Origin of the sequence: Bradyrhizobium sp. B117, assembly GCF_038969555.1 — a bacterium.
Lineage (GTDB): Bacteria > Pseudomonadota > Alphaproteobacteria > Rhizobiales > Xanthobacteraceae > Bradyrhizobium.
The window spans coordinates 7,870,724-7,885,153 of the sequence record NZ_CP152414.1; the positions used below are offsets into that span (position 1 = coordinate 7,870,724).

Consider the following 14,430-nt stretch of genomic DNA (forward strand, 5'->3'; position numbering starts at 1 on the left):
ACCTGTTCTGGAATGGCCCGTAACCAAAGAAGGAGGTTTGTGAGATGCCCCTTACGATTTGTCGAGACTTTCATCTAGATTTTTGTTAAGAGCGACAGCGACTTACCGCTCCGCCGAAACAATTTCCAAGGCTCTGAATCAACCACAAATGCGCCCCTCGTAGCCCGGCGCTCATTCGGATAGTTCGAAACAGGTCCGCTGATGCTTCAAACCCGCTCCCATCTCCCTCGCGCGGCCGAATCCGAGCCAGAGATGACTTTCCACGACATCGTCGCTACCCTGAAAACGCTCGTAATTCGACAATATCCAGTAATGCTCATTACCGTGGCCGGCGTTGTTGCACTGAGCGCAATGTATCTGCTCACTGCCCCAAGGCAATACACCAGCACGGCGAATTTGATTATCGATAGTCGTAAGATCAACATGCTTCAGCAGCAATCATCGCCGACGGCGGACGCGCCGATTGAGTCAGCGATGATCGATAGCCAAGTTGAGATCTTGAAATCGGAAACAATCGCCCTTGCAGTCATCAAGGATCTGCGATTGGTTGACGATCCTGAGTTTACAGGGGGGAGCTCAGGATTGATTTCCAACTTGCTCGGGACGGTCACGGGCCTTTTCGCTGGTCCAAGTGCGCCGGCGTCCGACTATTCGCTTACGCGTCAGGCGCTTCAGCGGTTCCAGAGCAAGCTCACAGTCAAGCGGCTCGGCCTGAGCTACGTCATCGAGATCTCTTTCCGGTCCCTGTCGCCGGAACGCGCAGCAAGGATCGCGAACGCCGTTGCCGACGCCTATATCGTGGACACACTCGAATCAAAATATCAGGCCTCTCGTCGCGCCGCCGTCTGGCTACAGGATCGACTGAAAGAATTGAGATCGCAGGCGTCTGCCGCAGAGCGCGCCGTCGCAGACTACAAGGCTCAAAACAACATCGTCGATGCCGGCGGCCGCCTACTTTCTGAGCAGCAACTTGCAGAAATCAACAGTCAGTTGACCGGAGCGCGAGCTCAACGTGCTGAGGCCGAAGCTCGTCTTTCTCGCATCACGAATATCCTCGAGGGGGACGCGAAGGCCGAGGCCGGCGGGAACGGCAGCTCACTGATCGACACACTCGCTACAGTCACTGACACCTTGAACAATCAGGTGATCATTCGACTGCGCCAACAATACCTGGACCTGGCCCAACGAGAAGCCGACTGGCGCAACCGGTACGGCGCCAATCATTTGGCAGTGGTTAACCTCCGCAATCAGATGCGAGAGATCAAACGCTCGATCGGCGACGAATTGAGGCGTACAGCTGAGACATTCAAGAGCGACGCTGAAATCGCCAAGGCACGAGAAGATTCGATAGAGAAGAGCTTGAGCGGAGCCATCGCCGCTTCAAACGGAAACAGCCAAGCCCAAATCGTTTTACGAGAGCTCGAGAGTAATGCTCAAAGCACACGAACGCTCGCTGACAATTTTCTGCAGCTCTATATGGTGTCAGTTCAGCAGCAATCATTTCCGATCACTGAGGCGCGCGTAATCACCCCGGCCTCCATATCGCTCGGCCCCTCATCGCCTAAGACGAACTTGATCTTGCTTGGCGCGCTTGTGGCAGGTTGCATATTAGGCGGCATGATTGGGTTCGCACGCGAGATGCTAGATCGCGTGGTGCGCACGCCCTCGCAGCTAGAGGCGCTTCTCAAAGTGAGCTGCCTTGCGAGCATCCCTGTCGTATCCGAAAAAGAGGCAAGGCAGTTTGCAAGCACTGCCGGTCTCACGCGCTTGCCAAGTCAAGGCCTTAAGCTACTTTGGCCTTCGCGCGATCCTCAACCGGGCAAGTCCGGCGGCCACAACCCTGCAAACGGGCCAAGCGCGTCAAAAGAGATCGATGTTGCCGAGACTGTCTTGACTGCTCCGTTCTCACGGTTCGCCGAGGCGATCAGGTCAATAAAGCTCGCGGCTGATCTGAATTCGCTGGACACGCCCAGCAAAGTGGTCGGAGTGACATCGTCTCTGCCTAACGAAGGGAAATCGACCACCAGCAAGGCGCTCGCCTACGCTTTTGCTAAATCGGGCAGCCGAACTCTTCTTGTCGATGCGGATATCAGAAACCCCTCGATTACGCGCCAAATCCAACCAGACGCTACGGCCGGCCTAGCTGAAATTGTGCTGGGCTCCGCGAGCATTGAGGATGTTCTCGTCTCAGGTATCGAGCCCAACTTGGATTTCATTCCGTCGAATGTTGGCGATCGTTTCTCTAACTCTGCGGACTTGTTGTCTTCATCACAAATGGAAAGGTTGTTCCGCGAACTTCGAAACCAGTACGATCGGATCATTGTTGACCTTTCGCCGCTGGCACCTGTGATCGACGTACGAGGCACCGGCGGGCTTGTGGATTCGTATATTTTGCTTGTCGAATGGGCGAGAACTAAGATTGACGTAGTCGAACGAGCGCTAAGCGAAACGCCGATAGTTCAATCCCGTATGTTGGGGGCTGTATTGAACAAGGTCGATATGTCGGCCATGGGAAGGTACGATGGCCATCGAGGAGACTACTATTACAGTCGGTACTACAAGAGATATGGTTACACTGACTGACCACGAATGAGCCCAACTACGTCTTCACGCGCACGAGCGGCTATTTTGGCTTTTGCTGGATTGTCCTTTGCGTGGGCAATTCTAATTGCGACGAGTGCGGACAACACCTTGACGCTAAACACGATCGCCACTCGGATCATCGCAGGCGAGTCATTTGCCCCGTCCGTGTTGGAGAAGATTGACCTGAGCGGAGTTGATGAGCGAGCTTTTTGTCATGCGCTTGAGCTCCGCAGCGCTTCCATAGTGCGGCTCGCTCTTTACGAAAATGCGGTCGACGCTTCCGACGCCGCTGATGCCGATCGCCGGTTGCGACAACTACGCAATTCGATCGACCTTGCGTTACAATGTGTGCCGGGGGAAGGTTTTCTGTGGTTCATCCGCTATTGGACATCGACGATGGCCGGGGACCTCTCGTCAGCGCGGCTGGACGATCTGGCTTATTCATATACGCTTTCTCCGTTTGAGGGATGGATTGGCGCCAGACGAAACCTCTATGCTCTCGCTGTATACGATCAGCTTCCCGAGGGAGTTCAAGTGAGGATTCGAAGGGAGTTCTCATCTCTTGTGTCGTCGGGCCTGCTACGCGACGCAGCCCGCAGTCTCGAAGGGCCCGGATGGCGATTGCAGAACTTACTTTTGCCAGAGCTTCGAAATTCAAGTCCGATGATGCGCCAACAGTTCTACAATCTGCTTTACGCGAAGGGGATCGATGTTGATATCCCTGGAGCAGTCCAAAAGCGCTTCCCGGGCTGGAGGTGAATCCGATGAGCCATGCAGATCATGCTCGATCGCGACAGGAGGTCGCGGATCGAATTGCACGCGTACGATCATTTTTTATCACTGGGAGCACACTCTGCGCTCTGGCATACATCGCCTTATCGCTAATGCTGAATGATCGTGCGCATTCTCAAGCAGCATTTGGGCAGAGGCGCCTTTCAGTTGAAACGGTGGGAAGCACAAACGGGAAGATCGCAGAAGCAAAGACTTTGCCTGGTCTGGCAACAACAGTTTTACCGTCGACACATCGCGACGCGACTGGCATGCCTTGTCTGTCCGTAGCTCCCACCGTTCGGAAGCAGGCGATCAATAGCAAGATCTACGACCAAATCCTGCTCCTGGACAATCGTTGTGGCATGGAGATTCGTATCCGCGCCTGTTATTATGGTACTAACGATTGTTCGGAAATGGGCGTGGGGGGTTACAAGCGCGTAGAGAAGGTTCTCGGAATATTCCCCTCGGCCTTTTTTCGTTTCAGCTACCAAGAGTACGTTCAGTAGCAACATGGACTTGTAAGCTGCGCTTCAAAAGACGAGCACCGGCTCCCCTTATTGATCACCGCTCCCTCTATTGCTCGAGAGCCACTGAATGCGTCTTCGAAGGAAACACATCCGGCGGCGCAAGCGACGGAATGGCTGGCTTTGGACGCTTCTTCTCTTCAGCACCGCCACCTTGGTTTTGACCGTCGGCTTCTATGGCGCAACGATCCATTCGTCGGTACCTGAGCCTACAGGCGACCGCGCGTCGATTAGATTTCCCGTTTACTCTGTGAAGTGGAATTCCAGCCTCAACGACACTGCGATCGGCCTCGTCTTCGGAATTGAACATGGTTTCTTCGATCGCGCGGGCCTCACCATCTCTGCGATCGACGGTACAAGTGACGAGGATACAGCGGCTGCCGTAGCAAGCAACGATCGCCTGATCGGACAGATTTCCGCGAGCGGGTTTCTGCGCGCAAGATCACTTGGTTCAAAGATCGTAGCCTTCGCGGCTTCTCAGATCGTCAACTCGGTTGAAATCTACTCTCTGCCGGGAAAACCAATCGCGCTTCCGCGCGACCTTACCGGGAAAATCATTGGATATGCCCCCTCGACGGATTGCGGACCGATATTGGAGGCGATCATTAGAAGGCATGCCCTCCCGCGATCCGAGCTAAAGGTCACACAGGAGGAAGACCTTGCTTCCCGTCTCTTGCGCGGCGATGCGGACGTGATCGTGGGCAAGTGGGAAAAAGAAGGGCGTGACTTAAAAGAGGCAGGTATCCGCTTTCGGACCACCAGTCCTGATGCTCTCGGCATCCATGTTCCTGGGTCCGTGTATATCGCATCAGAGAATATGATTGCTACCCATCCGGAGATCGGCGAGCGCTTTCTGAGGGGGCTGTTTGCGGCATGGGACGCCGCATATCAAGACTTCAATGTACTTGTCGGAATTGGGGACCAGAGGGTGCTGCCCGATCGCAATCCGGTGCGCGTTGCAGAAACTATGGAGCAACTGCGTCCCTTCTTAAGGCCCCTGGGTACTCGAATGGGAGAACTTGACTTGGCTCGACTGCGCGATCTGCAGAGCTTATTGCTCAGCCAACGGTTAATGGCCAAATCGCTTGACTTCAACGCAGCCGCAAACTTCACGCTTGTTCAGGAAACCTATCGCGAAAGGCAAAAGCTGTTGGACGAAAGTAGTCGCCGGGATTAATCGGGCTCGAATTGACTGATATTCCGTTACGGGGCATGTCGAGCCTGAATGATAGGTGAAAAGTCCGAGAATCTAGGCGCTATTATCCTTTGCTCCCTCGTGGTGCTGGCGCCACTTCCTTTTGGCTCGACAGTACCTCAGATCGTCGCTGTTGAGGTGCTGCTCCTGAGCTTGGTTTTGACGTTGGCTTCCCTGACTGAGTTCTCCGCCCGGGACGCGAAGTTCGTCGGCGCGTTCGCTCTGGTCGGCTTATGTTGGCTGCTGGTCGTTGCAGCTCAACTCGTGCCAAACGGCGGAGCCTATTTCCATTTGAACACCCCTGTTTGGAGCCACGCGGGACACCTGCTCGGCGTTCAATTGCCGACTCATATTTCGATAGTCCGAGATCAGCCTTGGATCGCTGCCGGCTCGCAAATCGCCTGCGCCGCCTCGCTTTTGGCCGGCTATTTGGTCGGCCGCAACCGTTTCTGGGCACGCGTCTTGTTGCTCGGCTTCGCGAGTTCAGGACTTCTATACGCGATATTTGGAATAGCGATGACCGTGTGGGCACCAAACAACGTGCTCTGGATGGAGAAGGCCGCCTATCGCGGAGTCTTAACCGCTACGTTTGTGAACGCAAATACCGCCGCAATCTATTTCGGCTTGTGCTCAGTCCTTTGGCTTCTCTTGGCAGCGAAGGACCTCGACCAATACGTGAGCTTGCGGGCGGCACTCGTCCAGCCTCCTCGCCGCGCCATAGTCTGCCTGATTTCGTTTCTTATCACTCTCTCGGCCGCGTTTATGACAGGATCTCGCGCCGGATCCGTCTTGACCATCTTGGGGCTCGTAGGGGCGGCAACAACCTATTCCTGGAGACGTTTCGGCAGCCGATCAGCGATGGCAACGAAGATCCTGTTGATGGCGACCGCGGCTGGCGCGACTTTTCTCTGGCTTGGCGGCCGGGTCAGCGACCGGTTCGACGCTGTGGGTTTCATGGATGAGGCTCGACTTAGTACTTACGTCTCCACAATGAACATCATCCGGGACTACCCTTGGCTGGGAACCGGCCTCGGAACTTTTGTTTGGGCGTTTCCTGCCTATAGAAATGGCAGTACGTCGGTCGTCGGCGTGTGGGACCGTGCCCATAACACGATGCTGGAGATCGCTTCCGAGATGGGCCTTCCCTTCTCGTTGGTCGTCATCTTGGCCTGGCTAACCATTTTATTTCATCTTTCGCGGGGAATGGTTACCCGAAAAAGAGACAAGATTTTCCCCGTGTTTGGCTTTTGGGCTAGTTTGTTGGCCGTCCTTCATTCCCAAGTTGATTTTCCCCTGCAAATCCCGGGGTTTTCTATCGTAATCCTGACATTGACCGGCGCCGGACTTGCCCAATCGACCTCTCCGCGTTTGTTGGCTAAAGCCTCGCCGCCCTAGACTTGACTAAAAAAAGGCAATAAGTTGAACTAATTGGACAATAAAGTCGGGTTGGCACAATGGCATTGCATAGTGTTGCTTTCGGTCGATCGCTGTTTTTCGCCTTACTTTTTCTCGCGATATTGTCCTATACGACGAGCGCCTTTGCGGCATGCAGTCCTGGAACTGCTTCGCCACAGAAGGTCAGCGACTTTACAGCTAATCCTTCATCTTTGCTCAGCGGCCCTGCGGGACCCCGGAGCGGCGGAGACGTGACAAGCGACATTCGCGATCTGCTCGTAAGCGATCCCACGACCCTGCCTCTCATTATCGGCTTGCTCAAAGCTGACCCGCCACCGAGTGTTGATCTCCAGCGCGCGATTGGCTCCGGCTTGGGGCTGGCCGCTAACATGTGCATTCGCCCGGATCCCGCATTTGCAGCTGAGATCCAGACGCAGCTTGTGGCGACCAACTCGACGGACGCAAAGCAGCAATACGCGGCCATTACGGGGAACCAGCTCATTGGGACTGTAGGTGGAGGCGGTGGCGGTATTTCAGCCGGCGCAAGCGGCGGTCAGGTCAACCCCCTCGGTAACAATCCGAGTTCATCCGGCGCCTTGCAAACCTTTGTATCGAACAGCGTGACAAATCCTAACAACAACTTCTTCGGCGGCAGTACCGGCAGCGCTGGCTCGATTACCAACAACACGACCACCAGCGTGAGCCCGTCGACTCCGTAGAGAACCGGCAGGCGAAGAAAATTGAGCGCGGGCTGAGTGAAGGAGCCCGCGTGCATGACGGTGTCGGCAATGAGATATGTGATGCGTTAAGCCCGCAAGCGCCTGAGGGGCCAGCATAAGTCGCTTCCGTGCTCTTCTGATATCCGCTTGAATTCGAAGCGTCGCGAACCTGCTTCGGCACAAAAATCCGAGGCTTGGACCCTGCTGAAACAGTCTCCCCCTCAAAATGCCAAGATGAAGGGAACTCCCTTCAAACAAGCTCGAGCCTACCCCCGAAATAAACAATCGCGCCTCAGCCCATTCACCGGCCCAAGTCATCGAAGCTGAAGCTTGATGGCATTAGGTTTGATATCCTAAATTTTTTGGAGGCAGTTGGCGCATTTCTCGGGTGTGAAGGTATCTAGCGACTTACCGATTGCCGCGCAGACCGCATCGACGGTTCGCGCTGCTTTTCTGAGCAGGTGCTCGAGCATGGCAAAGATCTGCTCGCTCGGGTTCAGACCAGGCGAGTGTTTTGGCAGCAAGAAGAACTTGGCGCCGATCGAGCGGATGAGGCCGGCGAACCGCTTTGCTTCTGTGGCTGCCGGGGTTATGCAGCACGACGATATCGCCGGGCCGAAGAACGGGCAGCACAACCCTCTCGACATAGGTGCGAAAGCTCGTCCATCGATCGGGCCCTCGATGAAGCACGGCGCATCGATCCGATCACAGTGCACCCCGGCATCGCCTTCGGCTGGTAGCCACCTATCTGACTAGGTTCAACGCTGCCGCTCTCATCGACCCATTTCATTCAGCCAATGGCGGTGCTGATCGCCACCTAGCCTCGCTGAAACAGAAATTTGGGAATCCCAAATCGGTTCAGACTAACCCATGCCGCTTTAGGGGATTACCCGAAAAGTGTGTAGCGGTTCTCCAAAGAGATCCTGCACAACAACACACACAAGAGCGATGACGATTCATCTGGATCTCATCGCGCTTAATTGTTGCTGCCCCGTTGAGCGACCCGTAATCGGACGACGTTCACAGCCGCGATTGTATCCTTACGATCTGAGCATTGCTGGTCGTGACCAGCGTGTCATTGGCCGTGGCGATGATTAGACGGATGTACTGGAGGAATTTCGCCGAGTCATACGTTGCGGCATTCGCGGCAAAGAGCACATCCTTGTCGCGCATCTCGAATTTGCTGGCCAGGAAGAAGCCAGCCGGGTCTCGAAAATCGACGTTGTACACGACCGGAACGGTAGGTCCGACATACTTTGAACAATCGACGCCAATCCGCTCGGCCAGCTCGCGCGGCTCGCGACGATAGACGAACACCCCCGCCGGCTCCGCTTGGGAGTCAAGTAGACCTCCCGCCTTGCCCATCGCCTGACTGAGAGAGATCTTCCACATGTCGAAGGTGAACTGCCCCTGCTGGCCAGCGGCACCAAAAGCGAGGAACACCTGGGGTTCGCGGTAGACGTAGAGCGTATCTCCCGGATGGACCCAAACGTTGTTGTCGGGTTGATAAACGAGAGCTCCAAAAGGAACGGTTGCCCGCTTACCATTGCGCTCTAGCGTTACCCAGGTTTCGTACCCCTGTCCCTTTGGGCCGCCAGCTCGCGCAATCACATCCAGGACGCGCTCACCGGCAGCGTTCGCCTGCATACGCTGAGGATTGTTGACCTCGCCTAAGACGCTGATCAACGAAGTGTTCTGAGTAATCAGGGCCACCACAACCTGCGGCTCAATCGCGCGGTTGCCAATCGCACGGACGATATCCTGCTGAATTTCACTAGGCGTCCTTCCCGCGGCTTTGACAGCCCCGGCGTATGGCACGGTGATATTGCCAGCCGTATCCACGTTCTGGTTTGGGATCTGAACGAAGTTACCCGGACGAACGCCAGCTTCGGCTGGTATGAACAAGCCGCCAGCGGCCGCCTCGAAGATGGTCACAGAGACGACGTCACCGATGCCGAACTTTATGCTCTGAGGACGCGACTTATCCGGGAAAGATCCTGCCAAGGCGCCCGGACCATATTCCCTTAAGATGTCGATCACCGTAGGCGTAAGCTTCACTAGACCGTAGTCCGGCCCGGAGCGAGTTATCTCACTCTTGATAACATGATCCTCGGGGCCGGAGCTCGGCATGATTGAACATCCGGCCGCACCAAGCATGGCTACCAGCAGCAAAACGAACGAATTAATGCCCCGATTCACAAACAGTCCCCACGATAATCCGAGCCCAACGTGAGAAAAATCCTCAATAGAGTCAATTGGATTGGGGGACCTAGAAAGAGATAAGCAAACGCTGTTGCACTGCAGCTACAGCTTGTCCTCTATATGACTACAAAGACGCCAATTAGCTGCTAAATTTCCGTCGCTGGAGCGCTGCTCAATTTAATAAGCATTCCGCGTCTGCACCAATTCCAAGCAAGTGAGCATCAAAATTTTGAGGTCGAGCATCAAGCTCCAGTTGTTAATGTACCACAGGTCGCAATCGATCCGGCCCTTCATCTGCTCCACCCGAGCTGTCTCGCCGCGGTACCCTCTGACTTGAGCCCAGCCCGTAATGCCCGGCTTTACGTGGTGACGAAAGGCGTATTCCGCGAGCAAGTCTCCGTAATGGTCATCATGCGCAAGTGCGTGAGGACGGGGGCCGACGAGAGACATCTCGCCTCGAAGAACATTTATGAGTTGGGGAATTTCGTCGATGCTCGTCCGCCTGAGAATTCTGCCAACCCGCGTGACACGCGGGTCAAACCTTCGAGCCTGAACAACGGCCGCGCCATCCTCCATAACGGTCATGGTTCTGAACTTGAAAATTGAGAACTGTTTCGCGTTGAAGCCATTGCGACGCTGGCGGAAGAAGACGGGGCCAGAAGAATCCATCTTGATTGCAATCGCACTCAAGATCATCACAGGTGTCAGGAAAATGAGCCCCGTCAGAGCTCCGACGACGTCAACCAAGCGTTTTGAGAGTTGCTCGCCTGTCGAAAGGGGGCCACGCTGAATCTCGATGGACAGCGACTTTCGTAGACGGAAGGACGGGTTCTCGGCCAAAAAACGAATGCGCCTATCCGGGACCAACTGAACGGGAAGAGGTGATATCCGTAGTCGATCACGAACCAATTCCAGCTTCCTCGTATTGGTCCACGGAAACGCCAATACGATTTCATCAACCCCCTTATCGCGGGCTACATTGAGAGCTTCATCCAAGGCGGAGGATTCAGCATCAGTCATTGCAAGGCCACCGTCTTTTCCATCGGCGAAGGCCATACGTGCGATTTCAGTCAGACCAAATCTCTCAAGCAATTCCTCGGCGCCAAGCGCTGCGAGTTCATCCTTCGTACCAAAAACCAGCGCCCGACGGCCCCTCACCTGACCATCAGCCACAACAGCCGCCACCAATCCCTTCGAAAAGCGGCGTGTTACCAAAAGCAAGCCTAATGCCAATATTCCGAAGCAGATGATCGAGCCTCGCGAAAAAATGGCACCGCTCTTCATGAGAAAGGCTAAGAGGGTCAACAGAAGACTGACTAAGATCCACTGCCACAAAATATGACCCGCATCCTTCCGTCGCCGGGAGAACACAACACGAAGATCATAGAATCCGCTAGATTGCCCGATCAAAACGTACAGCAGAGCACTTATAACCCCTGCCCCAAGATGCTGCTGCGGGTTGGTAAATTCGCCATTCGCCAAAATCTGGTACAAGCCCGCACCAACAACACTGGAGAGAATGATCAGTGCGCCGTCTACCGCTGCTAGCAAATGCCGAAGAGCACCGTAAGGTATCTTGACTTGATACGCTGCAGGTCGCGACTGCGAGGACTGTTCCAAGCGATCGATGGCTTCGGTCCGTCCGGCTTCCAGGCGGCGCGAGGCGAGTACCCGCCCGGACGACAGAGCCTCAGGAGGGTTGGGCGATGAAGAGATTCGATTTACCAGAATCGCCTCCTAGAACTAACTATGACGAGCGAGGCCTAATTATAAAGAACACCATTTTATATTGCATTGCAATAAAATTGTGCGGCGCATTTGCGCAAAATTTAACGACCGCTAACTGCCAAAAAAACATCCAGGCCGTCAAGTCTGGATCGGCTCCTCTAGTTCCGCTTCTTGCAATTCTGCTTTTTGCTGGCGCAGTCTCGGCGCTGGCACAGAGTGCAATTCCGTCAGCTGAATGCTCGAAGAGCGTGGCTACATCTCAAACAGGAACTTGCAGCGACCCGGCAGTCGATGTTTTGAGGAGAAATAGCCAAACCTATCCGCTCTCAGGCGGGTGGCAATTAGCAAAGACCCGCGTTTCTGCTGGAGGCCCGGAAACGACGGCGCTAATTCACACGGCGGACACCACCAAATCCGACTTCGCACTCGCCGGCCTGACTTTGCGCTGCAATTCGGATCATTACGATGTCCTCATTATCCTGGTTGAAGCATTGCAAAAGGCAGACCGGCCTAAGGTTGTCGTAGTCGCCGGATCAAACCGAACCGAGCTTGTATCGTCAGCGGTCCAGAACGGCGAAGCTTTGCTCCTACCTGACGCTGTTATCAGTCTGGTAGAGGGAGCCTGGCAGCAAACGACCGCGCTGTCGGTAGAGATTGCATCCTCACCCCCCATTAGTGGCACGATTCCCATTGCGGGGCTCGCTGAGGCGGTTCGACATCTAAAGGCAAGCTGCACTCTCGATCGCTGAACATTCACAATTTTTTAGGTGTCCCGGTGAGAGGGTAGACCGGGGGACTAAAATGGCTGAAGTTTTGTTGGGGCTTTTCTTGACTGGAGCGGTGCTCGCTTGGCGCTTCCGCGTCTGGATTCTAATACCGATCGCACTCCTCGCAACAGTTGCTTCCACCACTGTTGAATTTTGCTCGGGGAATGGCGTCTTTGAGGCGCTCGGTGCAAGCCTTCTCGCGGCGGCAGCGCCTCAGGTCGGCTTCGCGTTTGGGCTAATTGCTAGGCACAGTGTTGCAGCAGTTCGCGCTCCATTGTCTCGACGTCCCAATCAAAAGTCTATCGCAGCGCTCTATCGCCGGCATGACGCCAGGGAGACACGCTAATTAGGGGACGTTGTGAACGCTGGCAGCTCGACGGGTAAGTTTGCGTCTACCGGTCGGTATGCGATAGTGACTAATGACCCTTCTGACGTGGTTAGTTTGCGAAGTACCTCCTTGCAGCTCTCGCTTCGCCTCCTCATCGTGCTCCTGGCTACAGCGGCGGCTTTGGCAATGACCCCTGAGGCTCTTGAGAATTGCGTCCTTTTGGCGGGCGCCGGCCTGTTGTTGATCACCACGAGCATGGCTTATGGAGCAGATCTTACCGCTGCTCTCGAACCATTCCGACGGCTAAGATTTGCGATCGCCTTTCCAGCAATTTGGATGACGTTGCAAATTCTTCCCCTACCCCTCTCAGCGGCGAATCCAATCTGGCGTTTGACATCAAACGCATTTGGAGATTCGCATTTGTGGGGACATATCAGCATTGACCCCAGCCGTACTTTCGCAAGCCTCATGGCGTATCTCGGGGTCTTTTCAATTACAGTTTCTGCTTCATTGATCGCCCGAGACAGGCGCAGAGCGGAAACCGCATTTCTGGCACTTTTCGCGATGACGAGCTTGCTCGTAGCGGTGGTTGCGCTCAGCACATTCACGCCGATCGCCATTCTGCCCTCCCTAGACCATCAGGGATCGACAGCCTTAGTCGCCTGGAGCGGTCTCTCCGTGGTATTAGGCAGCGCCATGGTGGTCATGACACTCGAGCGTCATTTCACAAGGCGAGAGGCGAGTCATCGACCGACGGACTTTTCTCTCGCAGGTCGTCTATTTTTGACAATCCTTGCGATCGCGATTTCGGTAGCGGCCTTGGCAAGTATCGGCTCAACCCGGCACCTCATTCCAACAGCCGCTGCCGTTTACTCGATTTTCTTTGTCGCGATTGCGCGCAGGCTTGGCGCCCGCCCTTGGCCAGCCGTCATCCTGTTTTCGATTTTTGCCCTTCTCCTAGCTGCAATGTCATTTCCCTATGGCGAAGGTCCGTTGCCGTTCGCTTTCGGCCTATCCTCGGAGAATGGCGACGGTGCGCTCACCATAGCAATGCGGGCGTTGACGGATACTCCATGGGTTGGCCACGGAGTTGGGACGTTTACCTCATTGGCCCGAGTTTATGCTGATATTGGTATAAGCGTTCCTGTTCTCCCACCCACTACAGCCGCATTGGTGGCGATTGAATGGGGAATACCGGCTTTGGTGGCCTTGATCCTCGCTTCGATCCAGCTGATCGTATTTCTGTTTCGGGGAGCTATTAGGCGCGGTCGCGATTCCTACTTCCCGTCGGCCTCATCAGCGAGCCTGCTGTGCCTTGGTATAGGGAGCTTTCTTGATATCGGGTTATTGAGCCCGCTTATCTGGGTGGTCGCGGCCGTGCTGGTTGGTATTGGACTCGCGCAGAGCAGCGGGCGCACCAGCAGCCTCGACAGCTGATTCCTAGCAGGTCCGGGGCATCCATGCTTATAGGAACGAGTCAAACACGCCTGGCAGCAACGGTCGCCCACAATCTCGGTTCATGTGGCGATTGGACGCGAACCCAACGATATGGCGCACGAGACCACGGTTTAATCTGAGGGGTCAGATTGTCGAGGACGAAATCGCCACCCTTTGTGCGCACGACCAGCACTAGATGATGTTCCCCCGAACTGGCAACCACTTCGCTCAACAGCAAGGCGCGCGCTGGCCATCCGCGGACCAGCAGTTCATGCCGTTTGCTGACCGCATAGTCGTTGCAGTCCCCACGACCTGGGTTGATCAGCCACTGCTCGGCTGCAAGACCAAGTTCGTTGGGTTCCGGGACGATCCCCGTGTTCACCGATTGATTGACTTCCTTGAGGTCGGCCCAACGCTCTGTCGTCAGCTGAATCGGGCCACCGCGGAAAATTGGCCGCGAACGGCACTCTTCATGGTAGCGGAGGCAGAATTGGGTATATGCTAGCGGCGGCAACGTAGGTGTCTCAAGCTTGATATGCTGAATAGCCGACTGAAGGCCCATCGGCATACCCAAGAGGCCGGCAAATGAAGGCTGGACCAAGTTTGCGATCGCGGCCAATGCTCCCGCGACCATGATTGCGACTTTGCGCATAAGCTGCTCCCCACAACTTTGTTCGAGGGGAAGCTACCTCTAACGACTTGATTTTCTGCGTTGTTCCGTTCTTTAAATAGAATCAAAAGCAACCTAGGCTTTTGTGATTCCGTTTACTGATCCGCGACT

11 protein-coding genes are annotated in these 14,430 nt (G+C 55.1%); 7 read left to right on the forward strand and 4 right to left on the reverse strand.

Translation table 11 applies throughout. From position 1 onward, the window contains the following. The first annotated feature begins 252 nt into the window (after positions 1 to 252). The 5 genes from AAFG16_RS38110 to AAFG16_RS38130 all read left to right on the forward strand — a co-directional run bounded on the left by AAFG16_RS38110 (position 253) and on the right by AAFG16_RS38130 (position 7,187). Positions 253 to 2,583: a polysaccharide biosynthesis tyrosine autokinase gene (locus tag AAFG16_RS38110; RefSeq protein WP_342733660.1), complete on the forward strand. Its 2,331-nt coding sequence runs from the start codon at positions 253 to 255 to the stop codon at positions 2,581 to 2,583. Positions 2,584 to 2,691: 108 nt separating this feature from the next. Then, the gene (locus AAFG16_RS38115) at positions 2,692 to 3,342 is read left to right on the forward strand and encodes a hypothetical protein (RefSeq protein ID WP_342733661.1); all 651 of its coding nucleotides are present in this window, start codon (positions 2,692 to 2,694) and stop codon (positions 3,340 to 3,342) included. A 606-nt stretch (positions 3,343 to 3,948) separates the two neighbouring features. Continuing rightward, positions 3,949 to 5,055, forward strand: a complete 1,107-nt coding sequence (locus AAFG16_RS38120) for an ABC transporter substrate-binding protein (protein ID WP_342733663.1) — start codon at positions 3,949 to 3,951, stop codon at positions 5,053 to 5,055. A gap of 48 nt (positions 5,056 to 5,103) precedes the next feature. Then, complete coding sequence (locus tag AAFG16_RS38125) at positions 5,104 to 6,468, forward strand: O-antigen ligase family protein (RefSeq protein WP_342733665.1); 1,365 nt, start codon at positions 5,104 to 5,106, stop codon at positions 6,466 to 6,468. A gap of 251 nt (positions 6,469 to 6,719) precedes the next feature. Then, on the forward strand, positions 6,720 to 7,187 hold the full coding sequence (locus AAFG16_RS38130; protein ID WP_342733667.1) for a hypothetical protein: 468 nt from the start codon (positions 6,720 to 6,722) through the stop codon (positions 7,185 to 7,187). A 353-nt stretch (positions 7,188 to 7,540) separates the two neighbouring features. Here the strand turns inward: AAFG16_RS38130 and AAFG16_RS38135 are convergent, their stop codons facing one another. The 3 genes from AAFG16_RS38135 to AAFG16_RS38145 form a co-directional block, all read right to left on the reverse strand. Continuing rightward, positions 7,541 to 7,834 carry a hypothetical protein gene (locus AAFG16_RS38135; RefSeq protein WP_342733669.1) on the reverse strand — a complete coding sequence of 98 codons (294 nt, stop codon included), beginning with the start codon at positions 7,832 to 7,834 and terminating at the stop codon, positions 7,541 to 7,543. A gap of 373 nt (positions 7,835 to 8,207) precedes the next feature. After that, positions 8,208 to 9,317: a polysaccharide biosynthesis/export family protein gene (locus AAFG16_RS38140; RefSeq protein ID WP_342733671.1), complete on the reverse strand. Its 1,110-nt coding sequence runs from the start codon at positions 9,315 to 9,317 to the stop codon at positions 8,208 to 8,210. A 249-nt stretch (positions 9,318 to 9,566) separates the two neighbouring features. Then, entirely contained in the window at positions 9,567 to 11,009 is a 1,443-nt protein-coding gene (locus AAFG16_RS38145; RefSeq protein WP_342733673.1) for an undecaprenyl-phosphate glucose phosphotransferase, read from the reverse strand. Positions 11,010 to 11,095: 86 nt separating this feature from the next. On the opposite strand from AAFG16_RS38145, the gene AAFG16_RS38150 reads away from it, so the two are divergent. Further along, complete coding sequence (locus AAFG16_RS38150) at positions 11,096 to 11,866, forward strand: hypothetical protein (protein WP_342733675.1); 771 nt, start codon at positions 11,096 to 11,098, stop codon at positions 11,864 to 11,866. 475 nt (positions 11,867 to 12,341) lie between these two features. Next, positions 12,342 to 13,649 carry a hypothetical protein gene (locus AAFG16_RS38155; protein ID WP_342733677.1) on the forward strand — a complete coding sequence of 436 codons (1,308 nt, stop codon included), beginning with the start codon at positions 12,342 to 12,344 and terminating at the stop codon, positions 13,647 to 13,649. A 40-nt stretch (positions 13,650 to 13,689) separates the two neighbouring features. Here the strand turns inward: AAFG16_RS38155 and AAFG16_RS38160 are convergent, their stop codons facing one another. Continuing rightward, a complete protein-coding gene (locus AAFG16_RS38160; protein ID WP_342733679.1) occupies positions 13,690 to 14,301 on the reverse strand; it encodes a transglutaminase-like cysteine peptidase in 612 nt (203 codons plus the stop codon). Positions 14,302 to 14,430 lie beyond the last annotated feature (129 nt).

Coding starts and splice junctions, on each gene's coding strand:
- AAFG16_RS38110 (WP_342733660.1), top strand. CDS start 253: ATGACTTTCCACGACATCGTCGCTACCCTGAAAACGCTCGTAATTCGA.
- AAFG16_RS38120 (WP_342733663.1), top strand. CDS start 3,949: ATGCGTCTTCGAAGGAAACACATCCGGCGGCGCAAGCGACGGAATGGC.
- AAFG16_RS38150 (WP_342733675.1), top strand. CDS start 11,096: ATGAAGAGATTCGATTTACCAGAATCGCCTCCTAGAACTAACTATGAC.
- AAFG16_RS38140 (WP_342733671.1), bottom strand. CDS start 9,317: ATGCCGAGCTCCGGCCCCGAGGATCATGTTATCAAGAGTGAGATAACT.
- AAFG16_RS38160 (WP_342733679.1), bottom strand. CDS start 14,301: ATGCGCAAAGTCGCAATCATGGTCGCGGGAGCATTGGCCGCGATCGCA.
- AAFG16_RS38135 (WP_342733669.1), bottom strand. CDS start 7,834: ATGTCGAGAGGGTTGTGCTGCCCGTTCTTCGGCCCGGCGATATCGTCG.
- AAFG16_RS38125 (WP_342733665.1), top strand. CDS start 5,104: ATGATAGGTGAAAAGTCCGAGAATCTAGGCGCTATTATCCTTTGCTCC.